At 37.6% G+C, this 26,392-nt stretch carries 19 protein-coding genes; 13 read left to right on the plus strand and 6 right to left on the minus strand.

The genetic code is table 11. The features are described 5' to 3' along the window. Positions 1–104 precede the first annotated feature (104 nt). Complete coding sequence (locus ABH968_RS15935; protein WP_370045433.1) at positions 105–1,289, minus strand: alanyl-tRNA editing protein; 1,185 nt, start codon at positions 1,287–1,289, stop codon at positions 105–107. Between the two features lie 168 nt (positions 1,290–1,457). On the opposite strand from ABH968_RS15935, the gene ABH968_RS15940 reads away from it, so the two are divergent. The 7 genes from ABH968_RS15940 to ABH968_RS15970 all read left to right on the plus strand — a co-directional run bounded on the left by ABH968_RS15940 (position 1,458) and on the right by ABH968_RS15970 (position 8,533). Then, positions 1,458–1,745, plus strand: a complete 288-nt coding sequence (locus ABH968_RS15940) for a DUF6509 family protein (protein WP_370045435.1) — start codon at positions 1,458–1,460, stop codon at positions 1,743–1,745. A 449-nt stretch (positions 1,746–2,194) separates the two neighbouring features. Beyond that, entirely contained in the window at positions 2,195–3,340 is a 1,146-nt protein-coding gene (locus ABH968_RS15945; RefSeq protein WP_370045437.1) for a VanZ family protein, read from the plus strand. Between the two features lie 13 nt (positions 3,341–3,353). After that, positions 3,354–4,688, plus strand: coding sequence for an FAD-dependent oxidoreductase (locus ABH968_RS15950; RefSeq protein ID WP_370045439.1), 1,335 nt, complete (start codon positions 3,354–3,356; stop codon positions 4,686–4,688). 18 nt (positions 4,689–4,706) lie between these two features. Then, a complete protein-coding gene (locus ABH968_RS15955) occupies positions 4,707–5,180 on the plus strand; it encodes a glutathione peroxidase (RefSeq protein WP_370045441.1) in 474 nt (157 codons plus the stop codon). 366 nt (positions 5,181–5,546) lie between these two features. After that, positions 5,547–6,314, plus strand: coding sequence for an ABC transporter ATP-binding protein (locus ABH968_RS15960; RefSeq protein WP_323650654.1), 768 nt, complete (start codon positions 5,547–5,549; stop codon positions 6,312–6,314). Further along, complete coding sequence (locus ABH968_RS15965; RefSeq protein WP_370045443.1) at positions 6,301–8,169, plus strand: FtsX-like permease family protein; 1,869 nt, start codon at positions 6,301–6,303, stop codon at positions 8,167–8,169. The genes ABH968_RS15960 and ABH968_RS15965 overlap by 14 nt, the downstream gene beginning before the upstream one ends. A gap of 1 nt (position 8,170) precedes the next feature. Continuing rightward, entirely contained in the window at positions 8,171–8,533 is a 363-nt protein-coding gene (locus ABH968_RS15970; RefSeq protein ID WP_370045445.1) for a YxeA family protein, read from the plus strand. 27 nt (positions 8,534–8,560) lie between these two features. Here the strand turns inward: ABH968_RS15970 and ABH968_RS15975 are convergent, their stop codons facing one another. Together ABH968_RS15975 and ABH968_RS15980 are read right to left on the minus strand one after the other, a co-directional pair. Then, positions 8,561–9,952 carry a sensor histidine kinase gene (locus tag ABH968_RS15975; protein ID WP_370045447.1) on the minus strand — a complete coding sequence of 464 codons (1,392 nt, stop codon included), beginning with the start codon at positions 9,950–9,952 and terminating at the stop codon, positions 8,561–8,563. Beyond that, a complete protein-coding gene (locus ABH968_RS15980; protein WP_370045449.1) occupies positions 9,949–10,671 on the minus strand; it encodes a response regulator transcription factor in 723 nt (240 codons plus the stop codon). The genes ABH968_RS15975 and ABH968_RS15980 overlap by 4 nt, the downstream gene beginning before the upstream one ends. 777 nt (positions 10,672–11,448) lie before the next feature. On the opposite strand from ABH968_RS15980, the gene ABH968_RS15985 reads away from it, so the two are divergent. The 3 genes from ABH968_RS15985 to ABH968_RS15995 all read left to right on the plus strand — a co-directional run bounded on the left by ABH968_RS15985 (position 11,449) and on the right by ABH968_RS15995 (position 15,807). Continuing rightward, positions 11,449–12,807 carry an acetamidase/formamidase family protein gene (locus ABH968_RS15985; RefSeq protein WP_370045451.1) on the plus strand — a complete coding sequence of 453 codons (1,359 nt, stop codon included), beginning with the start codon at positions 11,449–11,451 and terminating at the stop codon, positions 12,805–12,807. Positions 12,808–13,066: 259 nt separating this feature from the next. Then, on the plus strand, positions 13,067–13,621 hold the full coding sequence (locus ABH968_RS15990; protein ID WP_370045453.1) for an HPP family protein: 555 nt from the start codon (positions 13,067–13,069) through the stop codon (positions 13,619–13,621). 689 nt (positions 13,622–14,310) lie between these two features. After that, on the plus strand, positions 14,311–15,807 hold the full coding sequence (locus tag ABH968_RS15995; RefSeq protein WP_370045455.1) for a hypothetical protein: 1,497 nt from the start codon (positions 14,311–14,313) through the stop codon (positions 15,805–15,807). A gap of 57 nt (positions 15,808–15,864) precedes the next feature. On the opposite strand, the gene ABH968_RS16000 is transcribed toward ABH968_RS15995, so the two are convergent. Then, positions 15,865–17,049: a CaiB/BaiF CoA transferase family protein gene (locus ABH968_RS16000; protein ID WP_370045457.1), complete on the minus strand. Its 1,185-nt coding sequence runs from the start codon at positions 17,047–17,049 to the stop codon at positions 15,865–15,867. A 415-nt stretch (positions 17,050–17,464) separates the two neighbouring features. Further along, the gene (locus ABH968_RS16005) at positions 17,465–18,376 is read right to left on the minus strand and encodes a CAP domain-containing protein (protein WP_370045459.1); all 912 of its coding nucleotides are present in this window, start codon (positions 18,374–18,376) and stop codon (positions 17,465–17,467) included. Between the two features lie 270 nt (positions 18,377–18,646). Here ABH968_RS16005 and ABH968_RS16010 point away from each other — a divergent pair, with 270 nt between their 5' ends. The 3 genes from ABH968_RS16010 (at position 18,647) to ABH968_RS16020 (ending at position 25,349) form a co-directional block, all read left to right on the plus strand. After that, positions 18,647–18,913 carry a hypothetical protein gene (locus tag ABH968_RS16010; protein WP_370045461.1) on the plus strand — a complete coding sequence of 89 codons (267 nt, stop codon included), beginning with the start codon at positions 18,647–18,649 and terminating at the stop codon, positions 18,911–18,913. Positions 18,914–18,980: 67 nt separating this feature from the next. Then, on the plus strand, positions 18,981–20,549 hold the full coding sequence (locus tag ABH968_RS16015; RefSeq protein ID WP_370045463.1) for a sensor domain-containing diguanylate cyclase: 1,569 nt from the start codon (positions 18,981–18,983) through the stop codon (positions 20,547–20,549). Positions 20,550–20,957: 408 nt separating this feature from the next. Continuing rightward, entirely contained in the window at positions 20,958–25,349 is a 4,392-nt protein-coding gene (locus ABH968_RS16020) for an S-layer homology domain-containing protein (protein WP_370045465.1), read from the plus strand. 225 nt (positions 25,350–25,574) lie between these two features. Here the strand turns inward: ABH968_RS16020 and ABH968_RS16025 are convergent, their stop codons facing one another. Then, positions 25,575–26,354, minus strand: a complete 780-nt coding sequence (locus ABH968_RS16025; protein WP_370045467.1) for an SDR family NAD(P)-dependent oxidoreductase — start codon at positions 26,352–26,354, stop codon at positions 25,575–25,577. Between the last annotated feature and the right edge of the window lie 38 nt (positions 26,355–26,392).

Raw genomic sequence — 26,392 nt, forward strand, 5'->3', positions numbered from 1 at the left:
TCATCGATGGGGAAGATAGTAGCAATAGAACGTGCAGCAAGTAATGATGAGCATGAATGAACAAAGGAGCCGCCCTAGCAATGGGACAGCTCCTATCGAAAAGGTCAGTTTAGTACTTCTTGCATAGCTTCCAATAGTTGCTCGGTAGAGATCAGACGCTCGCCACCGCCTTGTACCATCTGATCACTGCCGCCGCCTTTTCCATTAATGAGTGGCAGTGCTTTTGCAGCAATGTCCTTCATACTTTTCTCAATTTTTGCGCTACGTGCTGCGACAAACTGAAGCTTGTCTTCATTTTCTGAAACTAGTAATACGATAGCGTCTGCCTGCTCTGCGACAACAGTCCGAGCTAATTTTTGAAGCTCTTGCATAGTACGCTGAGTAAAGGCTGCAGTAATAATACGTTTTTTACTAGAAACTAGCGCTTTTGCTTCATAATTTAGTAGCTCCTCTTTTGCTGCCATAAGTGCTTTTTCTGTATTTTTCTGTGTTGTTAAGATTTTTGTAAGTGCTGTAGATGCTTCAACTTCAGGTACACTTAATTGTCTTGCAACGTCAGCTAGTACTTTCTTTCGCATTGCAAGCTCCGCTAAAACTCGATGGCCACAAACAAAGGAGACACGAATATTGCCCTTCATTTTTTCTGTGCCAAGGATTTTTATAGCACTTACTTGTCCTGTGGATGTCGGATGGGTACCACCACAACCGTTGTAATCAAAATCAGGAATAATAACAAGTCGAATATCTCCTGTGACGGCTACCTCTTTACGAAGGCTATAGTTTTCAAGTTCTTTTTCTGTAATCCATTTCGTTTCAATTGGACGATTCTCTAGAATAATTTCATTGGCACGGACTTCCGCGGCTACAAGCTGTTCTTCTGTTAGGGCATCCACGGCAATATCAATCGTGACCTGCTCACTACCTAAATGGAAGCTAACAGTTGGTGCATCAAAAAGCTCGACAAAGGCCGCTGTTAAAATATGTTGACCTGCATGCTGCTGCATATGATCAAATCGTCGTTGCCAATTCAATTTACCATGCACTTCGCCAGCTAAACTTGAAGAGTCGTCTTGAATATAATGACGAATTTCATCATTAATTTTCTCAACATCAATGACCTCGATATCATTTAAAGTACCTGTATCATGAGGTTGTCCGCCTCCTGTTGGATAAAATGCAGTATTTGATAGCACCACGTAGTTACGGCCATCTTTATCAGTTCCACTGTTGATAACTGTTGCTTTAAATTCACGTAGCATAACATCTTGATAATATAGTAGCTCTTTCAAGAAAAAAGCCTCCTTTATGTAGAATATTCTTAAGAGAAACAGGTCTCTCAAGTAGTTCCATTTTATTTTGGCATAATTACTTTCGAGTGTATACGAGTTTTCTAGTTGACCCATGCTGAATTTGATTTAATATATATAAGAACAGGTTAACTAAAAGGAGATCAAACAATGGAAATTACACAATTCTCAATGGAAGAAATTTTAGACCCAACAAATATTATTGAAGGTAAGCGTTACGAATTTATTTTAGATGTAGATATTGATGAAGAAGATGAGCTTTATCATGAAGCAGGAATTGAGCTTCGTGTATTAATTGCTGAAAAAGGTGAAGAGCCATTTATTTTAAATTACTTCATCCTGGAAAAAGCTAAAGGTGAGTATTTAGATTTTGCATTAGAGGATGAAGAGCTAGAGGAAATTTTAGCATTCTGCAAAGAGGAAATTGCAAAAGCATAGTATGCTCGTGTGAAAATCCTCCAAACAAAAATTAATATTCTTAATTGGTAAAATTCCGCTTTTCTTTCAGTGGGCAGGCACGAGCTACATTGGCGTACTCTTGTTTGTCTCCTGGGAGTCTACGCGGAATTTTAACGTTATATCACTAATTAAGGATTATTTAAGATTGGTGAAATATTAGTGTTGTGTTTAAGGGTTAAACTATGTTTATGAAATAAAAAATGGGTATTTTAGGTTTGTCATCAAAAGTAAGGGATGATATTTTTTTAGACGTATACTATGTATATAGTTGATTGGAGTGGAGGCTGGCGACTCCTTGGGGATTAGCGTCACAGATGAGACCCTGCAGCGAAGCGAAGCGGCTCATCGGACGCCCCCAGGAAAGCGCCCAGCCGGAACGGAAATCAACCCTATGGTGAAGAGCCGATTTTTAAACGAAGAGGTGTTCTATGTCAGTTTACTCACATTCAATAATGGTAGCTTTTTTAATAACAATTTTCGCATCCTTTGTGCTATTTGTACCTTGGCTTATTTATACGTATCGGAAATATGGCTACTTATCTGTATCCAAAACCATTATTATGTTCTCATTTATTTTTTACTTTTTATCTGCACTATGTTTAGTTTTACTACCTTTCCCGGAAACACGTGATACTTGCTCTCTACAAGCTCCGGATACGGTCCATTATAATTTACATCCTTTTCAATTTGTCACTGATATTTTAAAGGATAGTGGGATTGTTCTGACGAATCCATCAACATGGATTTATATCCCAAAGCAGCCTGCTTTTTATCAGGCATTCTATAATTTCTTACTGCTCATGCCTTTTGGCGTATACTTGCGTTATTTTCTTAAAAAAAGAAAGTACTGGAAGCGTGCATTTCTATTTAGCTTTTTGCTAACATTGTTTTATGAGGTAACCCAATACACAGGGATTTATGGCATCTTTAATTGTGCGTATCGAATTTTTGATGTGGATGATTTAATGCTTAACAGTGTTGGTGCACTATTAGGGTTCTTTTTAGCCCCTGTTGTGTGGGCGCTGTTTCCTTCTCATGAAGAGGTGGCAGCTAAAGCAGCAGAGATGGTCGAAAAAGATATCGTCAAGCCATTATCTATTTTATTGGCACTAGCAATAGATTTATTTATCGCATATATCATTTTGTTCTACGTTGGTGTCGTAACAGGCTATAGTGGTATGTTCGAATTTTTAGTGAAAATTGCTTTGTATATGTTGCTATTTGGTGTTGTTCCAAGCTTTACAAATGGGGCAACATTAGGGATGAAGGTTATGCGATTTACAATGGTCAGTGAAAACGGCAAAAGTATTGTAAAACAATCTTGGCGTCGTTGTGTTGCTATTCTCGTAGTAGTATGTACTTCGAAAATGATAACAACTTTAGGCCATATTCAATTAGATATGGATTCACCATTTTATGTACTGCAAATTGTCATTACATTGGTAGCCTTTATTGCAAATTTTGTTCTAACAATGGTTATTGCTATTCATGTAATACGCGTCATTGTAAGTGGAGGCAGACGCCGTTTATTTATGGACTATTATGCTGGCTTACTAGCAACAAGAAAAAAATAAGGGGGATTGTTGGATGAAATACGTAATCATCGGAGGAGATGCTGCCGGAATGTCAGCAGCAATGGAAATATATCGAAATGTACCAGGAGCAGAAATTACATCTGTAGAACGTGGATTTATTTATTCATATGGGCAGTGTGGCTTGCCCTATGTTGTAGATGGACGTATTTCATCGACCAAGCGTCTAATAGCAAGAGATGTGGAAACGTTTCGTGATAAGTATCGTATTGATGCCCGTGTTGGTCATGAAGTTAATGGTATTGATGTAGACAAAAAGCTTGTTTTTGGAACGCAGTCGTCTGGGGAATCATTTGAAATTCCCTATGATAAGCTACTAATTGCAACAGGCGCAGATCCTATTATGCCGGTGAAGAAGGGTTCGGATTTAACAGGTATACACACTGTGAAAACAATACCTCAGCTAGAGGATTTACTAGCCGATTTAACGCCAGATATAGAAAATGTAACAATTATAGGTGCAGGCTATATTGGGCTAGAGATGGCCGAGACGATACATGCTTGCGGCAAAAAAGTAAGATTGATTCAACGAGGTAGTTATGTTGCAAGAATTCTAGATGAAGAGCTTGCACAACATGTTCATGAGGAAGCAAAAAAGAACGACATCGAGCTTGTGCTAAATACAAAAGTAGAGGCGTTTGAGGGGAATCACCGTGTTGAGCGTGTTATTACGAATAATGGCGCATTTGATACAGATTTAGTCATTATGGCTGCAGGGATTAAACCGAATACCCAATTTTTAGAGGGGAAAGGCATAGCACTAGCTAAAAATGGTGCAGTCATCGTCAATCGACATTTAGAGACATCTGTTGAAAATATTTATGCTGCGGGAGATTGCGCAATGCATTTTAATATTGTGAAAGAACGCTTAGATTATGTACCTCTAGGAACGACAGCTAATAAGCAAGGTCGTTTAGCGGGCCTCAATATGTCGGGCAAGTTTGCGCCATTTCGTGGTATTGTAGGTACTTCGATCTTAAAGTTTTTCAATTTAACGATCGCCACGACAGGTATTAATGAGCGCAATGCTAAAGAGCTTGGTTTTGAATATGAGGCCTTTAAATTATCTGCCCGCCATATTGCTGGTTATTATCCAGGTGCTCAACGAATGTTTATTAAAATTGTTGTTCGTAAGCGAGATCAACAGCTTTTAGGAGCTCAGATTGTTGGACCTGCGGGTGTTGATAAACGGATCGATGTGTTTGCAACAGCCTTATACAATAAAATGACGTTACCAGATTTACTAGATTTAGATTTATCCTATGCGCCTCCATTCAATGGTGTTTGGGATCCTCTACAGCAGGTTGCTAGAATAAATGCGCGTTTATAACATAGGGGGGTATTAGAAATGAGCATTTACGACATTCAGGTTGCTTTAGAAGATGGTACTGAATATAGCTTAGATCGTTATAAGGGTAAGGCAATGTTAATTGTTAATACAGCTTCCAAATGTGGTTTTACACCGCAGTTTGAAGATTTAGAAGATCTATATAAAAAGTATCAGAATGAAGGCCTTATCGTTCTTGGCTTCCCGTCAAATCAGTTTAAGCAAGAGGTAGCGACTGCTGAGGAAGCGGCGTCACAATGTCGTTTGACATATGGTGTGACGTTCCCTATGCATGAAATGGTGAAGGTCAATGGTAAGGAAGCACACCCTATTTTTGAGCATGTGACATCTCATTCAAAAGGCTTTCTCGGCAACAGTATAAAGTGGAATTTCACAAAATTCCTTGTGAATCGTAATGGTGAAGTCGTTGGCCGCTATGGATCAGCTGATAAGCCAAGTAGCTTTGAGGATGAAATTAAAAAAGTATTAGCATAATAAAGGTAGAGGATTCACGCACAGCTTTGTGTGTGAATCCTTTTTTGCTTTTTGGAAGGTAGATGTCGATAAAATTCAGAAGTTGGGTGATAAAACATGAAAGTTTATCGATAAAAATTAAAAGTTAGGCGATAATTCTTGAAAGTGTTCCGATAAAACGCAAAAGTTGGATGACATTTTGTTAAAACGTATGTCATGTGGATAGGTTGATTGAAGCGGCTCATCGGACGACCCCAGGAAAGCGCCCAGTCGGAACGGAAATTAACCCCTCGTTATGATGCCGATTTAAGGTTGTTGTAAGCTTGCGACAATTTTGTTGTAAGTTTGGGGTCGTATACTAAAGTCAGAAAGAAGAGGTGAGCGTTTATGACGCCATTATTAAAGGTACAAAATGTAGAAAAAACTTACGGCAAAGGCGCGAATACATTTACAGCGCTATCGAATATATCATTTGAAGTAGAAAAAGGAGAGTTTGTTGGTGTAATGGGGCCATCAGGGGCTGGGAAATCGACGCTACTAAATGTGTTAGCTACAATTGACACACCAACGACTGGTGAAATCATTATTGGAGATACAAACTTAGCGCGCATGAAGGATGCTGAGTTAGCAGATTTTCGTCGCGACAATCTAGGCTTCATCTTCCAAGACTATAATTTACTCGATTCTTTAACAGTTCGTGAAAATATCGTACTGCCTCTTGCGATTGCAAAAGTGCCAACAAAGGCAATTAACGCAAGGGTAGAACGCATAGCTACACTGTTTGGGATAAAAGAGTTACTAGATAAATACCCATATCAAATTTCAGGTGGGCAAAAACAACGTACAGCATCATCACGTGCATTAGTTACAGAGCCGAAATTAATTTTTGCGGATGAGCCGACTGGTGCTCTTGATTCCAAATCAGCAACAGACTTGCTTGAAAGTTTAAGTGATCTGAATAATTCTCAAGCGTCTACTATTATGATGGTTACGCATGATGCATTCGCAGCAAGCTTCTGCCAGCGTATTCTATTCATTCAGGATGGACAGCTTTCTAAGGAAATTCATCGTGGTACTCAAACAAGAAAGCAATTCTTCCAAGAGATATTACAGGTGCTTGCTGGCATCGGAGGTGGAGTAAATGACGTTATTTAGTTTAGCGCGTAAAAATATTCAGCGCAATTTGTCGAATTACTTTTTGTATATCGCTTCGATGGTCTTTAGTATCGTCATCTACTTTACGTTTGTGACATTGAAATATAATGATGATCTTTCAGCCTTAAAACAATCATCGCAGCAAATTAAAGGATTGATGAGTGCATCATCCGTTGTGCTATTATTCTTTATTATCATCTTTATGGCGTATTCCAATTCGTTTTTTATGAAGAGACGAAAAAAGGAAGTAGCACTTTACTCTCTACTAGGTGTGCGTAAGCAGAAAATCGGCTTAATGCTCTTTTTCGAGAATTTAGTAATTGGGCTTGTCTCTCTAGTATTAGGAATTGTTCTAGGATTCTTTATGTCACAAGGGCTATTAATGATTTTAGTCCGTTTAATGGGCTATGATGTTGTAGGAAGTTTAACATTTTCTACTGAGGCTCTAGTAAATACAGCAGGAATTTTTACACTACTATTTTTATTCACATCTTTACAGGGCTATCGTGTCATCTATCAATTTAAATTGATTGACCTGTTCCATGCAGAGAAACAGGGAGAGAAAATTCCACGTGCATCATTCTTAGCAGCTATTCTTGGGACAGCGCTAATTGCATTTGGATATTATACAGCCTCTGAAGATATATTTACGAGCAAGATTTGGCGATTTTTCACAGTGCTAGGTACTCCACTAATGGTTATAGGTGTAACGATTGCAGGGACATATCTATTATTCCATAGTGTTAGCGTATTTGTATTAACGGCGTTGAAAAAAGCAACTTCTTGGTCATGGAAAGGCTTGAATTTAATTGGTGTATCACAATTATTGTACCGTATTCGAGCAAATGCTAAATCTCTTTCAATCATCGCTATTTTAAGTGCGACAACGATTACAGCTGGTGGCGGCGTTTTCGGAATGTATTATAATGCAGAAGCCAGCGTACGTCATATGTTACCTAACACATTTATGTGGAAGGGTGATGCGGTGAAATTTTCCCAAGAAAACGTTTTGTACAACGAATCGCTTTCTGTGAAAAATTTACGCGTGGATAATGAATTTTCGTTTTTTGAATATACATTATTAAAGGAATCTGACTATAATCGTTTAGCAAAATTGCAGGGGAAAGATGAAGAATTGCACATTGCAAATGGTTCAACAGTTTTACTTGATGCAGGCTTCGATGAACGTTTTTCACATGATTTTACGGGTGAAGAGTTTAAATTGGAGAACGGGGAATCATTCCATGTTGATAAAATGTATACAGAGAGTGTATTAAACTTTATTGCAGCTGGAACAGTTCTCGTTGTTAATGATAAAGTGTTCGCTGCAACAAATGCAGAAAGTGTTAAAATGCAGGTAGTTGGTATGGATAATGACTTGAAGCAACAGGCTATTTCAAAGGAGATTTCCAATCAACTAGCTACTGAACAGCAGGAAGGGTTTTCAAGTGTTCCGCAAAGTTATGAGGATAGTTTAGCTACTGTAGGATCACTATTGTTTGTAGGAAGCTTTTTAGGATTAGTATTTTTAGCAGCGACAGGAAGTATTATTTACTTCAAAATTTTAACTGAGGCAGAGGAAGATCAGTCTAAATATGCAATTTTAAATAAAATTGGTGTTAATAAAAAACAGATATTAAAAACAGTTGCAGGGCAGGTTGCCGTTATCTTTAGTGCACCACTCGTTGTTGGTATCGCACATAGTGCATTTGCGCTGCTAGCCTTTTCACAACTATTTGGTATGGATATAACGAAACCAGTAATACTGTGGATGATTGCTTATTCTGCAATTTACGGCATATATTATATCTTTACAGTGCGTTCATTCTATAAAATTGTTAGACAGGGGAATTAATATGAAAAAAGTTTTCTTAGGTATAGGAGCATTGTTCTTATTGTTCGTAGCAGGACTTGTTGTTCTGATGACCGTAGATTTTAACCGTTTAAATAAAGAAGCATACTATGTTCATATCACTACTGATGGTGAGGTAGAGGAATTCAAGGCAAGTAACGGCGAAATATGGAAGTCATATTGGTATGAGGTACCTGCCTATGACAAAAACGGTGAAGAGCAAACATTAAAGTTTTCAGCTCAGAAAAATTTACGCCACGATGCATACATGAAGCTTTATGTAAAAAAAGAAACGGAAGTTACATCATATGATGAAGTAAAATTCCATGAGCTACCTAAAAAAGTACAAGATCAATTTAAGAAATAAGAAGGAGGAGTAGTCCCTAGTATCGGGCTACTCCTTTTTTTCTTCTTGTAATTGAATGCTGACAGTTGTACCTTGTTGTTCTTCAGAGGTAATCGTTACAGTTCCTCCGTGCGCTTCAATAATATCTCTAGCAATAGCAGTACCTAAACCAGTACCATATGTTTGCTCAGTATTTGTCCCTCGATAATAGCGCTCGAAAATATGTTCAAGATCTTCGGCAGAAATGCCATTACCGTTATCAGAAATCGTAATTGAATGATCTTCAACAAGAATATTAACTGATACGTCGGAAGGATTATGAAGCAATGCATTGTGTAAAAAATTTATTACCGCTCGTCGCATAAAGTGCTCGTCAATGTGATGCTTGATAACATCTTTAGTTGCATTAAATTCAATATTGGCCTGTTCGTATTGAGGGGTATTGAGTGTATCAATAACGATTTCACGAATAAATTGCACCATATTTACTTCGGTTAAGCTGAGCGGAAGCTGCTGATGTCTTAATCGCATTGTTAAGTTTAAATCATCTAGTAAATCTTGCATATGCAATGATTGTTTTTCGATAATCTGAACGTATTCTGTTTGTTCATCAGTAGTTAATTTTACATCATTTAGCAGCTCCGCATAACCACGAATCGAGGAAAGAGGTGTTTTCATATCGTGTGATACATTGCTAATCCATTCCTCACGCATCATCTCAAGTCGTTTGCGTTCCTGCTCGTGTGCGGCTAGTTCTCTTGATACCTCATTTAAATTCTCGAAAACAGGTTTGTACACACCACCTGGCACTTTACTAGTCACATGCTCATGATTCTTTAAATGACGAATACGTTCAATCATTGCATGTAGAGGCTTAGTCAATGTTCGACCGAAAAGCCAGCCAACGAGTGTAGCTACTAATAAATCAGCAATGACAATGAGCAAACCAAACTTGCCAATAAACTGTAAGACTGATGAGCCAGAAAAATGAGTGACATATCTAGTAACGCCACTTCCCTCGATGCCGATAAGATAACTAATACTTTCTTTACTTCCCACATATACGGTAGTATCCACATCGAATTCTTTATATTTATAAACTTGAATTAAGTCAATCGGCGCATAGTGTGAAGGAGCTTTATCTGGAGCAAAATGGGCTTCAACGACCTGTCCATTACTATCAAGTAATTGAATCCAGGCATTTCGCTGATGCAATTGTTGAAGTCCATCCTTGCTTACTGCTGGCGTTCCATTACTTATATCAATATACTGCTGGAACTCGCGCACGAAGTTTTCCTCTGAATACGAAGTTGTATGATCGTAATCTTTTACCTGTTGAAAAATGAAAAACCCAATTAAAATGGCTGTATTCAAGAAAATAACAATAATAACAATAGACAGCACAGACAGAAGGAATCTAGCTGTTAATTTCCATTTCATACTTGCTCCTCTTTTGGAACGACAAATTTATAGCCAAGCCCTTTTACAGTTGTAATATACATAGGTTTAGATGCATCTTTTTCAACCTTTTCACGCAGACGTCGAATATGCACCATCACGGTATTGTCTGAGCCGAAAAAGTCCTCTCCCCATACACGCTCAAACAGCGTCTCTTTACTTAAAATTCGATTAGGATTGTTCATAAAGCAAGCCATCAAGCCAATCTCCTTCGCCGTTAGCTCCAATAAAACGCCGTCCTTATGTACCTCCGTTTCATCCCCATTAAGCAAAAATGGACCAACTTGAATCGACTTCGCGGAAGTTACTGGTGCGGCTTCCTGCGTTTGATAACCAGCTCTGCGAAGCTGTGCCTTCACACGATAGGCAACCTCCTTAGGACTAAAAGGTTTCGTAATATAATCGTCGCCTCCAATCGCAAGTCCTAAAATTTTATCAATTTCCTCATTTTTCGCTGACATGAAAAGCACCGGCACATGTGATACTTCTCGAATACGTCGACATAAATCGTAGCCCTCGCCATCAGGAAGCATCACATCAAGAAGTACAATATCGGGTTGTGTCTGTTGAAAGCTCGTCCAAGCTTCTTGAATGGAGCCAGCTGTATGAATTTGCTTATAACCTTCTTTTTGTAAGCTGACTTTTAGAAGGTTTGCTAAATCTGCCTCATCATCCACCACTAGAATAGTTGGTTCTTGCATTGTTCACACGTCCTTTCTTCTTTATTATTTTATCGTCATTAGAATTTTAAGAATAGTGTATAGCTAATAAGTTTAGCAGTGACCGATAAACAATTCCTTATTATCATTATCTCAAAAAAGGTTCTTCATTATAACGTGAGTTGATTTCCGTTCCGACTGGGTGCTTTGTTGCTGACGCTTCGCTTTCGCACAGATAAAACATTTGTTGCTGACGCTTCGCTTTCGCGCAGAGCAAAGCTTCCTGGGGGCGTCAAGCTTGAGATTTGCCCACCGGTTGAAGTTTCACTTTATGTGACTCATTATAAATGAAATTTGCTTTAAAAAGGAATTGAGACATTACCTGAATTTAAAAAATAGACAGACGTTCTCAATGCATATTAGCGATTTTTTTCACGAGATGGCAGGAATTATCGAGCTTTAGTGCAGACTTTTTACAATGCATTTGTACAAGTCTGTACTTTTTTATGTATAAATGGTTGAAAACATACAAAATAAACGGCATAATTTTCCATGTATTCAATAGCTATTCTATTGGACGAAAATCATGCATTTATTCATAGAGAAAATGACTGAGAAGAAGGATTTTAACGCTACTATGATTATTCCATACATACGATTAGTGACATTTTCCTCGAAATGGCAGGAACTATCAAACATTATGTCGAAATTAAGTTGTACAATCGACAATTCATTACAAAGAGTTATATAAAGTGTTGAAATTATATTTAACTAAAATCTATATACATAAAATAAAAACTTAGGAGTGTGACGAAAGAAATGACAAGCGAATTGCATGTGCTAGAAAAAGAAGGAATGCAAGGTGAAGACTTTGTACAGCAACCCCAAGCGGTCGAAACATTATTCGTAAATGAGTTCATAGATGGTATTTTAGATCCACAACAGAAAATGCTTGGGCCTGTCAAAGACGGTGGAACAATTATTGCTAATACGACGCCAGGATGTTGGGGCCCGATGCTAACACCAACGATTCGTGGTGGGCATGAAGTAACAAAACCTGTATTTGTAGAAGGGGCAGAGATAGGAGACGCCCTTGTTATCAAGATTAAATCAATACAGGTAACATCAATAGCAACAGCATCTGGGCACGATGAGGCAATTTTGGATCGATTTATTGGGGACCCGTTCGTATCAGTAAAATGTCCAGGCTGTGGTAAGCTTCATCCTAGTACAGTTGTCAAAGGGATAGGTCGGCAGGCCATTCGCTGTTCGACATGTGATACAGAAACATCACCTTTTAACATGACGAATGGCTATACTATGGCGTTAGATCATAATGGTAATATTGGTGTGACTGTTGGGCGAGAAGGGGCTCGCCGTATTGCACTTGATGCGAAAAATTATATGCGTACACCTGAAAATTCTGTGCAAAATCCTGTAGTTGCATTAGCACCAAGTGATTTGATTGGTGTTATGGCAAGAATGCGACCGTTTTTAGGGCAGCTTGGAACGACACCTTCAAAGGCGATGCCAGACTCCCATAATGCTGGAGACTTTGGTTCGTTTTTAATTGGTGCGCCACATGAATTTGCCTTTACGCAGACTGAATTAGATACACACCGTACAGATGGACATATGGATATAAGCCGTGTTCGTGAGGGTGCAACAATTATTTGTCCAGTAAAGGTTCCGGGTGGCGGTGTGTATATAGGTGATATGCACGCAATGCAAGGGGACGGAGAAATTGCAGGACATACAACAGATGTTGCTGGTATTGTTCAACTTCAGGTAAGTGTAATGAAAAAAGTAGCTTTGGATGGCCCTATTTTATTGCCAAATACAGAGGATTTACCTTATACGGCTAAACCTTTTACAAAGGAAGAAAAACGTCGTGCACGTGAGCTTGCGGAGGAATTCGGCGTTAAACAAGTGGAGGAAGTATTCCCTGTATCAATTGTTGGCTCCGGAACATCATTAAATGAGGCAACAACTAATGCTATAAGCCGTGCTGCAAGGCTTTTTGAGATGAGCGAGCCAGAAGTTATGAATCGAGCGACGATTACAGGATCGATTGAAATCGGCCGTCATCCGGGAGTTGTAACAGCAACCTTCCAAGTACCTAAAACAGTACTAAAAAAAGCGAAAATTTATAAGCCAGTGAAAAAACAATATGATTAAATGCATACCGAAAAGCACGAAAAGAAAGCAAACTAGAAGATTTCATAGTTTGCTTTTTTGTGTTATAGGGCGATAAACTACTTAACTAGTGCATGGTAAAAGTCAGACGCAATTATGCTAAGGTATAATTGATGATTGTGTCTAAAATTCGACATTTTGAAATTGAATTCTATGCAGTAGTTGTTATAATAGAACAAGCTTAGAATATAAAAAAATCGATACGGTTCTATAGAATTTTGGATAGAAAGAAAGGTGACTCATGGCAGATTTCGTACGTTTGCAGGATAAGGAAGAAAAAACAAACCCCATTAAAACATACATATTCAAGATGAAAGGTGGGGGACATGCTCCTTCACGAACAAATTTTGCTGATGCCATAACAGGTGCATTCGGCGGATTAATATGTATTTCCGTATTGCTTTGGTTGACGAATTATACAGGGGCACCATGGTTAATGGCATCACTTGGTGGGAGCTGTGTACTCGTATTTGTTGTTTGGAATGCGCCATTGTCCCAACCTCGAAATATTATCGGAGGTCATTTAATTTCAGCTGTCATCGGCTTAATCATGTATTCACTGTTGGGGACGAGCATTGTATCAATTAGCCTTGGTGTAGGTTTTACCATTTTTTTAATGGCCTTATTAGGAATCATTCATCCGCCAGCAGGAGCAAATCCGATTATTATTATTTTAGGAGGCTATGGATGGAGCTATCTAGTAATGCCCGTTCTTATTGGTGCTCTCATTATCGTATTTTTTGGTCTTGTGATAAATAATCTACGAGAAACGCGGAAGTATCCTTTGTTTTGGTGATGAATAAATTTAAGCAAGTTGCGGAAAAATGCGTTGCAATTTCGGGCAGAAAAAAATCCATCAAAAATTTGCCTTAATTGAAAACCTTTTTGCATCTGTCGCTACGCTTTCGATGCAGAAAAAATACGTCAAAAAATTTGACGTATTGAAAACCTTTTGCCCCTGCCGCTACACTTTCGGGGCAGAAAAAAATCCATCAAAAATTTGATGGATTTTTTTTGTAACTATTTTGTTGATCGCTCGTCTACTGTTGTGAGAATACTTTTTCTCGATTGTATTGGAAATGATGCATAGCTTTCTAAGTTGTGTGTACTATGGCGCTAGCTTTGAGCTGGCGTAGGCAATGAGCTATTTGTGACAATACAATGGGCTACCAACTTATGAGTAATTGTCCAATGAGCTCATTTGCCGTTCTGCTTTAAAACAGCAAATTTAATTTTTACCCATCTATGAGGTAGTTGACACCTTTATAGATGGCTTTTTTTTATGCGTTGTAGCAGAAGATGTCGATTTTGCACGACTACTTTTGTTGTTATTTCTTTTATGCATATCACGCTTTTTTTAGCATATGTTGGATAAGATTTGTTATATTGAAGAAAGAGTAAAAGAGTGTTAAAACATATAGGCAAGTATTTTACACGATAGGGGAAGATCTTTGTTGGTCGAATTTGATGGGGGGCTCCAGTTGCATGCTGTTGGATTGTGATGAGCAGTTATTCATGACATATAAACAAAGTGGTGAAAAGGGTGCTGAGAAATTACTTTCAAAATGGTTAGAGGCAGAGATTGACCCACCGGCTGACCCGAAAATTCTAGGTACTGCACTTTCACCGAATTTATTTTTAGTGAATGAGGAAACAGCGATGAATATTGCGTTTTCAACTGCACGAAAATATTGGGGTCGTGTAACGAAAGATATGCAAACTTTTTTTAACAAGCATGGTTTAGATACTAAATTTGTCAATGAACGTCTCGATGCTTTTTTTTACACACAAAAAGGCAAGGAGACCTTTTTTGAGCAGCTTTTCGCACAGCATACAATGGACTTAGAACGATTAATCTGGCTAATTTTCGGGAAGCGAATGCAAATTACATTGCCAGTTAACGAACTACAAACAATATTTTTATATAAATTTGAAAATGAATATTTCGTGCATATGATTTATAAAGAAGAAACCCAATTTTGGCATTGGCTTTTCACGAAAAAAGTTTATTCACTATTTATCCACAAACCATTAGAACAATTCACATTTATCCATGAAATGATGGGTCATATTGAACAATCTACAAGGGAAACTTGTGGACATGTGGATAACTTTGTGAATAATTATAGAGAAACTCTGGATAAGTGTATAACTTATGTGGATAATTGTAATCCTACTTGCTTGGCAAAAAAACAGTTACATCTTTACCAAATTGTAACGCACTATCGCTTATCAGAAGGGGATTATCGATGTGTTAAAGCTCTAATTACTTCCTTTGAAGCTGATTGGCGTTATTCGATGTATGCATTGACAGAGAAAGAAAAAGTTCTGATTGCATATCTTCTATTTCATATAGCACATCAGGAGCAGAATCATGAAACTGTTATTCACTACGGTGAGTATTTATTAGAAGATGAAAGACTTAATAATTACGCGATAGAGATTTTATTGGAATATAAGGACTTATTGCCGAACCGTAAGCCAACACCTCCTGCCATTATTAAAAATTATGAACTAAATTTTTTAGAAAACTTGTATGCAGTATTGCTTGAGCATTATGTAAAAATGGAGCGTTACCAAGAGGGGCTCCTGCTTTTAAAGGAACATGTACTAGCATCCAATAAAAAAATACATGCCACTTTAGTACAGAACAACTATAGTAATGAGCAATTTATTGCGATTGAGGCGTCAGTTCAGCAGGATGTTGCTCTCCATGTGAATAATTCATTACAGCATATCGGCTTGTCTGTGGAAGAATGGCGCCGACATTATCGTCAACCAGAAACGCCTTGCTATTTGGTAGCACAGAGCGCATCCTTGCATATGCTTAATATTTTAAAAGTTTTATTTGTGACCGAGCAGTATGAGCTGTTTGAAAAATTAATGGAAATTTATAAAAAATATTTACTCATTGACGATCATTTCGAAAAGCTACGAGTTTTTATAAGTGCTCGTTTAATAGAAATACAAAAAAGTGTCTAATGTGTTTTAAATGCATCATTAGACACTCTTTTTATTTCGTGTAGTTGGCCTACGATATTATTCTAAAACCCCTTTGTCCTTTAAGTCCGCGATTTGCTCAACACTATAGCCAAGTGAAGATAACACTTCTTCATTATGCTCTCCAAGCTTAGCACCGACATGCTTGTACTGCGGTTTAACACCGTCAAACTTAAAAGCAGATGCAATTTGTTTTTGCGTAGTACCGTCGCTTTTGGGAATATCAACAATCATGTCACGAGCCTTGAGCTGAGGATGCTCGCATGCTTCTGGAAAAGTTAATACAGGTTCGACACATCCCTCGAAATTCTCGTTAAACACTTCAAGCCATTCTTCGTAAGTCTTCGATAAGAACGCATCATGGACAGCCTCTTTAAAACGAATTTGTGTATAGTATGAATCATTAAAAGTATTATCAATGAGCTCAGGAATATCAAGCGCTTCACAGAGTAATCTGCGGAATTGAGGCTCAAGACTTCCTACCGAGAAAAATCGGCCATCCTTTGTTTTGTAAAAGTCATAGTAGCTGCCACCATTTAAAATTTCCTGCTCGGGCTGAGGCACACGACCAGCGCCAATATAGGCAGACCCATACATAGCATTGAGCGAAAATACAGCATCGGTCATACTTATATCAATATATTGTCCTTCACCTGTTTTTTCACGATGTAAAGCAGCTGAAAGTACTCCAATTGCCGCATGCATCGTGCCCCCAGCAATATCAGCTAGCTGAATACCCATGGAGACAGGTTTTTTATCTTTATGACGTGAATAATCAAGTATCCCAGCTAATGATAAATAGTTATTGTCATGTCCTGGCCGATTGCTATATGGTCCAGTTTGTCCATAGCCTGTAATAGCACAATAAATAACCTTAGGATTTACTTCTTTTAGAGCTTCATAGCCGATGCCAAGTCGTTGCATGACACCAGGTCGAAATCCTTCGATAATTATGTCGTACTCTTTCACGAGTGACTTAACAATCTCAATAGCTTCGGGCGATTTTAAATTTAATGTTAATGACTTTTTAGAGCGATTCAAATGTTGATGAATATACGCCTCATGATCATCGTCGTAAGGAGGCATAATACGTGTTAAATCTACGCGCTTTGATGATTCAACGTGAATAACCTCAGCGCCTAGATCAGCAAATATCATTGTCGCCATTGGTCCCGGTAGTAATGCAGAAAAATCGAGAATTTTTAACCCCTTTAAAATACCCAAATCTCCCAACCCCTTTTTGTGTAGGCTACATTGTATTCAAGAATGCATTGTAGCGCTTTTCTCATAATCCCCATTTTGTGAAAAGCATGTATTACCACTGTATTAATACAGAGTGGTGATAAATTATCAGTATTATAACAGAAGAATTGATGGCTTGACTATGTTAAATTTTATTATAAAATAATTTGTCAGAAAATTATATGTCGGAATAACAATAAAAGTAAAAAAATTCAGAATGTAGGATTGTCTTCATAACGTGGGGTGATTTCGTTCCGATTGGTCCAATCCAATCAACTTATAAAAGGGGACAGATTTTCTGTCATATTTCAGTAAGGGTACAAAAAATCTCTATGCAATATTTCTGCATAGAGATTTTTGTGTATCAGCCAATCCCAATAAGCTTCAGCTATTCAAATTACTTAGAATAGAAGTTAACTGTATAATAGGGCGCACCGTTATCTTTAAAACAGACACCAACAAATATATGTGTAAAGTCTTTTCTTAAAATATTTATACGATGCCCTTTTGAATTCATCAGTGCTTCATGGGCAAATATACTATTGGGCTGACCGTGTGCTATATTTTCGCCATACCAATAGTGATTAACTCCACCAGTAGTGAGGCGGTCATTGGAATGATTACCTTTATGATCTTCATGACTAAAAAATTGATGTGTGATCATATTGCCACTATGCTGCCGAGCAATAGGATTACATCCTTTGTCATAAATGAGCGGTTGCAATCCTTCTATAACCCGCTCATGGTTAATAAGATCAACCATTAAATCTTCAAGTCCTGCTCGTAGCTCATTGGAAGGCTTACCATAATAACCATGTTTACTTAATTCTGTTTTGGCATTAATCCAAATAATAGAACGGACAATATTATTTTTGTGTAAATCATAGAAAAAAGTAACATAGTGATCATCAATCAAATAGGTCCCGTGTGTAGTATTGCCTTCACAATCATTGTAATCGAGCAAATAGCTTGTATTTTGATAGTGAATAGCTCTAAGTGGAAGACTGTATTTTCTATTCACATCTATTCGATTAGCACCGATAGGAATACCAAATACGCTATGCCCAGTGCGTGTTTCATATCCTCCAACCACATTGGAATTATGCTTTCCTACGAGGGAAAATTGGGAGTAGTCCGTCTCTACTCGATGCCATTTCATTTTATATTCACTTTGAAAGCTGGATAGTGACAAAGTTTTTTGCGTATCTGTTATTTTTGTACGAGCTGACTTATTTGGATTGAGAGAAGTATTTGTCCAAAGAGCCATACTAAAACCAACCATTATTGGAGCTACTTTACGTAACAACATATTTAAACCCTCTTCTAATAATAAATTTGATAATAAAAATCTATCAAAATAATAACAGTTCTATAGATATAAAGTTACTATATTTTTGTTCTGTTAACGACGCTAAAATTTTGGAACTTTCCCTACTATATGGCTAACCATCAAAACGTGGGGTTGATTTCCGTTCCGGCTGGGCGCTTTGTTGTTGCTGTCGCTACGCTTTCGCACAGATAAAACAATTGTTGCTGTCGCTACGCTTTCGCACAGAGCAAAGCTTCCTGGGGGCGTCCGATGAGCCGCTTCACTGGCGATGCTCGCTCCATGGTCTCGGGCCAACGCGATGTTGGTCACGAAGGCGTTATTACAGGACGTGATGGTTTTAGCCTTCGTTCCCCTATCGCTAATCCCCAAGGAGTCGCCCAGCCTCCACTCCAATCAACTTATATACAAAGTAAATTTTCATTTCGAATTTTTATGGTGAGTCTACTATTTTATTTTTGTTATATGAGGGAATTATTTTTACAAATACTTTTCTCTCAATATAAGATATTTTCTTAATAAGGAATTTTTTTGTGCTTTAATAGAATAATAGAGGAAATTATAAACTAGGGGTAAAAGATAGAAAATGAAATCAAAACAGATAAAGTTAAAGTATTTAATCATGGGAGTTGCGATAGCTGCTTTTTTCTTAACAGCCATCGGTAGTATTTGGAGTGGTTACCGAATGAATGTTGACTCGATTAAAGAGAATACACTTGAAACGAATCGAGTATATGCACAAAAATTAGCAAAAACCGCAAGTTCCTACCTTGAAGAATCTTTTCAGATTTTAGGATATAGCGCAGGTACGATAAAAACGAAAATGCATGATAACAATGCATTGATTCAGGAAACTGAGCGTTTGAAAATGCAAAATGACATGTTTAACTCGGTGCTTATCACAAATGCAAAAGGTCTTGTATTATCAATTTCACCACCATCTGAAGAGGTACAAGGTGCAGTATTAACATCAGTTGGAGCAAAAGAGGCTTTATCTAAAAGGAAACCTCTTGTCTCAAAGCCTTATAAGGGAATGACAGGGCGTCTCCTTATTTTTATATCGTATCCTATATTTTCAGAGACAAATGAATATTTAGGAATGGTAGCTGGGACAATTTATTTAAAGGAACGAAATGTTTTTAATGAATTACTCGGAGAGCATTATTATCATGATGGTTCATATGTGTACGTAGTTGATTCAGATGGGCGCGTTATCTATCATCAGGACCCAAGTCGCGTCAATGATATCGCTATTGATAATAAAGTTGTCCAAGCGGTGGTTTCTGGAAAAAATGGAGCTTTTCAAGTAGTAAATACTAAAGGAGTAGAAATGCTTGCTGGTTATAGTACCGTACCTTTAACGGGTTGGGGAGTAGTTGCTCAAAGGCCGATAGATGTAGCATTAGCTCCTTCATTTGATAGAGTACAGGAAGTTGCTATAAAGTCCATTCCGCTTATGCTAATTTCAATTTTAATTGTCCTTTGGATGGCAGCACGTATTGCCAATCCCTTACAACAATTAGCTACTTTAACAGAGGAGAGCATGGAATCGAAAAATGTAGAAGGCTTAAAATCTGTACGTAGTTGGTATTTTGAAGCGCACTTTCTAAAAAGTGCACTCATTCGGAGTTTAACATTTTTACAGGGCCAGGTGTCCTATTTTAAAGATCAATCTACAACAGATCCGTTAACAGGTGTAACTAATCGTCGCACAATGGATGCGATGCTAGCGGAGTGGCTTGAGAACGAATTGCCACATGCCCTCATTTTGCTGGATTTAGATCATTTTAAAAGTGTTAATGATACGTATGGTCATGCAGTAGGTGATAAGGTTTTACAATTTTTAGCACATAATATGAAAGCAGTCGCTCGTGAGGGAGATGTTTGCTGTCGCTACGGTGGTGAGGAATTTGTGATGTTATTGCCAACTACTACTGCTGAGGAAGCGGCACAGGTGGCCGAGCAACTGCGCGATGTTTTGGCACAAACTATAAGTCCCTGTGGTCGCCCAGTTACTTTATCAGCAGGCGTTGCAGTATATCCACAAATGGCCGACACGACGGAAAAGTTAATTGAGGTAGCGGATGGTGCACTATATCTAGCTAAACAAGCTGGACGTAATCGAGTCATAGTAGCAGAGCAAGAAAATAAATAAAAAATGTTTTGAAATAAGCATACATTTCTAATTTTGGGGGTACATGATTAATGCTACGATCATTTGGGCAAGCTACTTTTAGTCATTCCCCATATGACTTGTAAATCATGTTCAAATGATACGTAAACTCGGGACACATCTCTTGATTCGACTTGACAAGATGCAAGGTTATCCCCCTTTCCCTTATGACATCACAAGTACGACTAGATGTATGCCTATATATCGTTAAAGCCAAGTGAGCACCGATGCTCCTTGGCTTTTTAATGTTTATTGCCGACTTTTGTTAACGATTTTCTTCCAGTATTTTAGATTTATCTATGAAGGTTCACTATCTACTTGTCGATATAAAGGGTATGATGAAAATGATATTTTGAACGTATCAAATACATAGATGAAAGGAAGAGTGGGATGGATAAAACAAAAGTCCAAAAAGTGAACAAAGCACTTATAGCAACTGTTTTTGCTACTAGTGGGATTGCTGTTGTAGTACCACCACAAAATGCAGCTGCAGCTACTTCACCATTTACGGATATTGACCAATATTCAAGCCATTACGACAATATTTTAAAATTATACTCTCAAGGTGCAATTAGTGGGTATGCAGATAAAACCTTTCGACCAAATCAAAATGTAACACGTGGTCAAGCAGCAAAAATGCTAGCAACTGTTTTAGACTTGGATTTAAAAAATGTGCAAGACCCATATTTTAAAGATGTCCCAAAAAGTAGTGAATACTACAAGTATATAGCTGCATTACAAAATGCAGGAATCATGGCTGGGTATTCAAACGGAACATTTATGCCTAATGAAGTGATTACACGTGGGCAATTAGCAAAAATTTTAGCGCTAGGCTTTAAATTTGAGGTAGCATCTAATTACAACCATAGTTTCCAAGATGTTACTAGTCAAACGAGCAACGCCATTTATATTCAAACTTTAGTAGATTTAAAGATTACAGAAGGAACAACACCTGTTACTTTCTCACCATATAATGCGGTAACACGTGGACAAATTTCATCTTTTATTGTGCGTTCACAAGAGAAAAAGGGCAATGCCACATCTTTCAAAATTACAGGTGTTGAAGACGATAATGTCTACATAAATGGTGAGCCTTACTCAGTACCGGAAAGTCTCTCGCATATTTTTAACGAAGATAATGCACCGGTATTAAAAGGTGCACTTATTGAAGGGGATCTTTCAGGAAAAACCATTCGCTCTGTTTCGAAGCTAACATTGAACGCTAGCGGGACAAGCTCAAGATTTCTAGAGTTTGATGGCGATCATGGATCCTTTGGTGCGACAATCGTTGTTAACGGGAACTATATTGAATTTTCAAATGTTACACTGACTGGCACAATGCTTGTCAACGAAACGGTACGTCCACCTTTACAATTAGGCGTTTCCTATTATAAGCCATCATCGCTTGGCCCTATAGCAAGCATCAATACTGCATTTATCAACTGGTCTAATCCAGATAATCCAAATGATGAAGGCTCGTCCTCATCCAATAACGGTCCGACAACAGATCTCCAAAATTGGACAGATCAGAATTCCGACAAGAATCCTGATAAAAACAAGCCATTTGAGAACTGGTCTAAAGATAAAGTGACGATGAAAAATGTTGAAAAACATATTGAATTTTATAACAGCACTGTATCACGTCTAGTTGTCTCTCAAAGCGGTACAAAAATTGAAACAAATACGAAGCTACCACGTGTAGACATCATCGGGACTGTTCGTGAATTTGAGATTCAAGGAAATATCGGCACACTAAACCTTGATACAGAAACGAAGCTGACAATTTACGGAGATGGCAATATCGACTGGATTAACTACAATAGCTATACAGATTTAGAACTGTATATAGACGGTCGCGTAGGTACTCTGTATGTTGATAATGTATATGGTTGGGTTGATCTTGGAGATTACACGTATGTTGACAAAGTTATTATACCGAAGGGCGAGTCACCGAATAATATTTTCGACGACTTCCTAGAGGATAAAGATAATATTGGCACTATTACAGATCCAGACGGTAAACCAGTCGATAAAGACGATCTTGAAAATCAAAAACCAGCTGATAAAACAAAGCCTTTAATCGACATTACGAATGTAAATGTTTTAAGTGGTAGTGAGATACAAGTAGATTTCACTTCAGATAAAGTTGGAACTTACTACTATATCGTCCGTGAAAAAGGCGCCGATGCACCAACGAAAAAAGAAATGGTCAATCGTATTTCTACTGACAATGTGGCAAGCGGAACAGGCGCAGCAGTGCTTAACAAAAACACTTTTAAAGTCACTAAATTAGGTGAGAAAAAAGAATATGTCATTTATGTGATGGTTGTTGACGGGGCGAACAATGTTTCGGATATTAAATCACAAGAATTCAAAATGAAGGATACTATAGCACCTGTAGTGACATTTAAATCTGTAAAACCACTTCCTGGAGGGAAAAGAGCAGAAGTAACATTTAATTCAACAAAGTCTGGGGAATATTTCTATTTAGTGCGTAAAAAGTCAAATGCTACTCCACCGACAGCAGAGGAAATTATTTCAAAACCAACAAATAAGGGTAAGGTTACTGGCAATACTGCCGCCGAGTTAACAAAGACAATACTGCTAGAAAATCTAGAGGCCAAAACAGACTATGACTTCTTTATAGTAGTGAGAGATGACTCAGGCAATATATCGAAGGTTGCTTCAACGTTAATCTCAACACTTGAGTTAGATGAAATAAATCCTTTCGTAGAAAAAACGAAACTTGAACCTGCTGCTGGAAAGGAAAATCAATTCTACATTTATCTAAATGAAGCATTAGATCCTGAAAGCGCTCGAAATGTAAATAACTACGATTTATCAGGAACAGTTATCGTCAATACGACAGGACAGAAAAAAATTAAACCTTCTGCTGTAGAGTATAAAGAAGGCGATAAAAAAGTATTATTAACAATTCCATCTGAAACAGGTTTTGTCTATGGAGATACATTACGTGCAACAGTTTTACCTGGTGTTAAGGATTTGGCAGGCAATGAATTTGAAAATACCAATACCGTTGAACCTGGTAAAAATGTTCGAAACTATGCAGAATACGTGCATGAAAAACATGTTCCACCGAATATTCTAGAATTAAACGTTATTGGGAAACCCGACCAAGATGAAAAATATAAACGAGCTGAGGTAGAATTTAAGCCAAATAAAGCAGGGACGTACTATTACATGGTGTTACCTGATACGGTCGAAGACAATGGAGAAACAAAAACATTTGAGCAATATTTAAAAGATAAAGGTATTACGGAGAGAGATTTCTATAATGAATTTGCGACTGAATCATCATTAAAATCAGGCTACTTCCAAATAGGTGGAAAAGATATTTATATTGAAATTGGCTCTGGTCCGGCCGACTTAGAAGCTGATACAAAGAAATTCCCTATTGTTATTGATAAAGATAAACTAAATCCATTTATAAGCTATTCGGTTCATATGATATTAAAAGACCGTGGCGGCGAACTTTCTAAAATAGCTTCTAAAGCAATATTTGGGGACTCAAGAGCACCATTAGTTACCGAGATAGCAGTGAAGTCTGGTACTACTAAAGGTTATGATGATACGAAAGCCATTGTAAGTTTCAGTACAGATGAGACAACAAAGCTTCATTACTGGTTCGTACCAAAGAAAAACGCGGATGGAACAGATAATCCTGATGCAAAGCTAACTATTAACACGGCAGCAGAAAGAAAAACATTAGAAGACAAACTTAAATCAAGTCCTTCAGTCACAAAAAGTGGAAAAGGTACGTCTGGAACTTTAGATATGACAGGAGTTACTTTAACACCACATACCGAATATGTTGTTTATTTAGGTGCACAAGATACGTATGGTAACTTTACTGTTTATAAAGCCAAAGATGGAATTCACGATGAATCAAATGATGGCTGGATGAAACAAGATTTCTATTCTGATGGCACACCACCACGTTTTGAAATGACAGTTGGTAAAGAAAAGAAACGCAATATTGTATATCGTAATCCAGATGATACGTTTACGATTTCATTCAGTGAAGCCATCATGCGTGATGAAAAAGGCGATTCCTCAATTAAAGATCTAAGTCTATTAACAATTACAGACGACGCCGATCAAGATATTACTTCACAATATCAATTTGTTAAGTATACAAAGGGGAAAGCGACAACAGAGGAAAGTCAGTTAATTATTAAACCAACTGCTTCTGGTACGGCGGACAAAACATTTACTGTGAAGATGAAAGATGATATAGCTCGTGATTACATTATTTCAGGCTATGAAGGTAATAAGTTTGATTTAGCTGACTTCGGTAAGTATGTATATCCAGGATCAATTAAGAACAGAATTGATGATGCTGTAGTTACAGGTACTAATATTGGTACAGATGATGTCCCAGCATCAAAAACTATGCGTGCTATTGTTTATATTGATGCTGATCTATCAGTTGATCAACGATACTACTATGCAGTAACTGGGGGAGCTACAACTATCGATCCGCAGCTAGTAATAGATTTGGTAAAAGACCCTAAAACACCAAACAATACAATACTTGCATATGGTAGTGATAAATTAGTTGCTCAAAGTCCTGCAAATAAGCAATTTACATTAAATTTAACTGCACCACCTGCTGTCGATCCAAAATATACTCCAGTATTTACAAAAAATAATAACTTCTTTATTTTCACAGTTGACCAATATGGAAATATTGTATGGGCTAATGATACAAATAATCCTAACAATACTTACTTTAAACTTGGTTCTAATATTAAACCATAATAAATCGAGACCCTCATCAGTAAGGGTTTCAAACTCGACAAAAGGCATAGAGACGTTAACTCTCAATGCCTTTTGTCATTTTTCTATCTTGTTTATGTTAAAGAAAATGGTTTTCTCTCACCGAACATTTCTCTTTATTAAGTGGCATGCTATGTTCAAGTAGTTAGTTTCTTAATTCCATATAAAAAACATCGAATCCCTATAAATATTTCCTATAACCCACAACTACAAAGCAGTATACCCACCATCCACAGTAAACACGCCTCCTGTAACAAAAGAAGAAGCCTCCGAAGCTAGGTATAACGCAATACCACCTAGTTCATCCGGTGTTCCGGGTCTGCCCATAGGGGTAAGGCTCATCCAAGTGTCAATCATGTCTCCACCTTGTTCAAAATACGGCTTTGTCAGCTCTGTTTTCATGTATCCTGGAGCAATTGTATTCACTTTTATATTATGCTTTGCCCATTCCATTGCTAAACTTTTCGTAAGCATAATCACACCGGCTTTTGATGAGTTATAAGAAGATTGGCATTGTGGAGTATTAGCAATGATGCCAGACATAGAGGAGATATTCACGATAGATCCTCGTTTTTGGTCAATCATTACTTTGCCAACAGCTTTTGATACCAGAAAAACTCCATTTAAATTGATATTGATTACTTTATTCCAATTTTCAAATGACATCTCTTCAGCTTTTTCATGAATTGTGATGCCAGCGTTATTAAATAAAACATCTATTTTACCGAAATGCTTCAACACCTTGGTTACCATATCATTGACTTGTTGTTCATTGGTTACATCCATTTTGATCGCAAGAGTGTCTATTCCTTCATCACGCTTGAATTGATCAGCTGTTTTCTGGGCTTCCTCTAGATTTAAATCTGCTATGACAATATGAGAACCAGCTTGTGCTAAAGCAAGAGCCATTGCTTTTCCTAATCCCATTGCTCCTCCAGTTACAATAGACACCTTATCTTTAAGACTAAATCTATTTAAAATACTCATATATTTACACTTCCTTTTATTTGATGTTACCGCTTTCA

It is taken from the genome of Lysinibacillus sp. RC79 (assembly GCF_041262405.1).
Classification (GTDB): Bacteria; Bacillota; Bacilli; order Bacillales_A; family Planococcaceae; genus Lysinibacillus.

Excerpts from the sequence above, each read along its gene's own strand:
- ABH968_RS15940 (WP_370045435.1), top strand. The coding sequence starts at position 1,458 with ATGGAAATTACACAATTCTCAATGGAAGAAATTTTAGACCCAACAAAT.
- ABH968_RS15945 (WP_370045437.1), top strand. The coding sequence starts at position 2,195 with ATGTCAGTTTACTCACATTCAATAATGGTAGCTTTTTTAATAACAATT.
- ABH968_RS15950 (WP_370045439.1), top strand. The coding sequence starts at position 3,354 with ATGAAATACGTAATCATCGGAGGAGATGCTGCCGGAATGTCAGCAGCA.
- ABH968_RS15955 (WP_370045441.1), top strand. The coding sequence starts at position 4,707 with ATGAGCATTTACGACATTCAGGTTGCTTTAGAAGATGGTACTGAATAT.
- ABH968_RS15960 (WP_323650654.1), top strand. The coding sequence starts at position 5,547 with ATGACGCCATTATTAAAGGTACAAAATGTAGAAAAAACTTACGGCAAA.
- ABH968_RS15965 (WP_370045443.1), top strand. The coding sequence starts at position 6,301 with ATGACGTTATTTAGTTTAGCGCGTAAAAATATTCAGCGCAATTTGTCG.
- ABH968_RS15970 (WP_370045445.1), top strand. The coding sequence starts at position 8,171 with ATGAAAAAAGTTTTCTTAGGTATAGGAGCATTGTTCTTATTGTTCGTA.
- ABH968_RS15975 (WP_370045447.1), bottom strand. The coding sequence starts at position 9,952 with ATGAAATGGAAATTAACAGCTAGATTCCTTCTGTCTGTGCTGTCTATT.
- ABH968_RS15980 (WP_370045449.1), bottom strand. The coding sequence starts at position 10,671 with ATGCAAGAACCAACTATTCTAGTGGTGGATGATGAGGCAGATTTAGCA.
- ABH968_RS15985 (WP_370045451.1), top strand. The coding sequence starts at position 11,449 with ATGACAAGCGAATTGCATGTGCTAGAAAAAGAAGGAATGCAAGGTGAA.
- ABH968_RS15990 (WP_370045453.1), top strand. The coding sequence starts at position 13,067 with ATGGCAGATTTCGTACGTTTGCAGGATAAGGAAGAAAAAACAAACCCC.
- ABH968_RS15995 (WP_370045455.1), top strand. The coding sequence starts at position 14,311 with ATGCTGTTGGATTGTGATGAGCAGTTATTCATGACATATAAACAAAGT.
- ABH968_RS16005 (WP_370045459.1), bottom strand. The coding sequence starts at position 18,376 with ATGTTGTTACGTAAAGTAGCTCCAATAATGGTTGGTTTTAGTATGGCT.
- ABH968_RS16010 (WP_370045461.1), top strand. The coding sequence starts at position 18,647 with ATGAGCCGCTTCACTGGCGATGCTCGCTCCATGGTCTCGGGCCAACGC.
- ABH968_RS16015 (WP_370045463.1), top strand. The coding sequence starts at position 18,981 with ATGAAATCAAAACAGATAAAGTTAAAGTATTTAATCATGGGAGTTGCG.
- ABH968_RS16020 (WP_370045465.1), top strand. The coding sequence starts at position 20,958 with ATGGATAAAACAAAAGTCCAAAAAGTGAACAAAGCACTTATAGCAACT.
- ABH968_RS16025 (WP_370045467.1), bottom strand. The coding sequence starts at position 26,354 with ATGAGTATTTTAAATAGATTTAGTCTTAAAGATAAGGTGTCTATTGTA.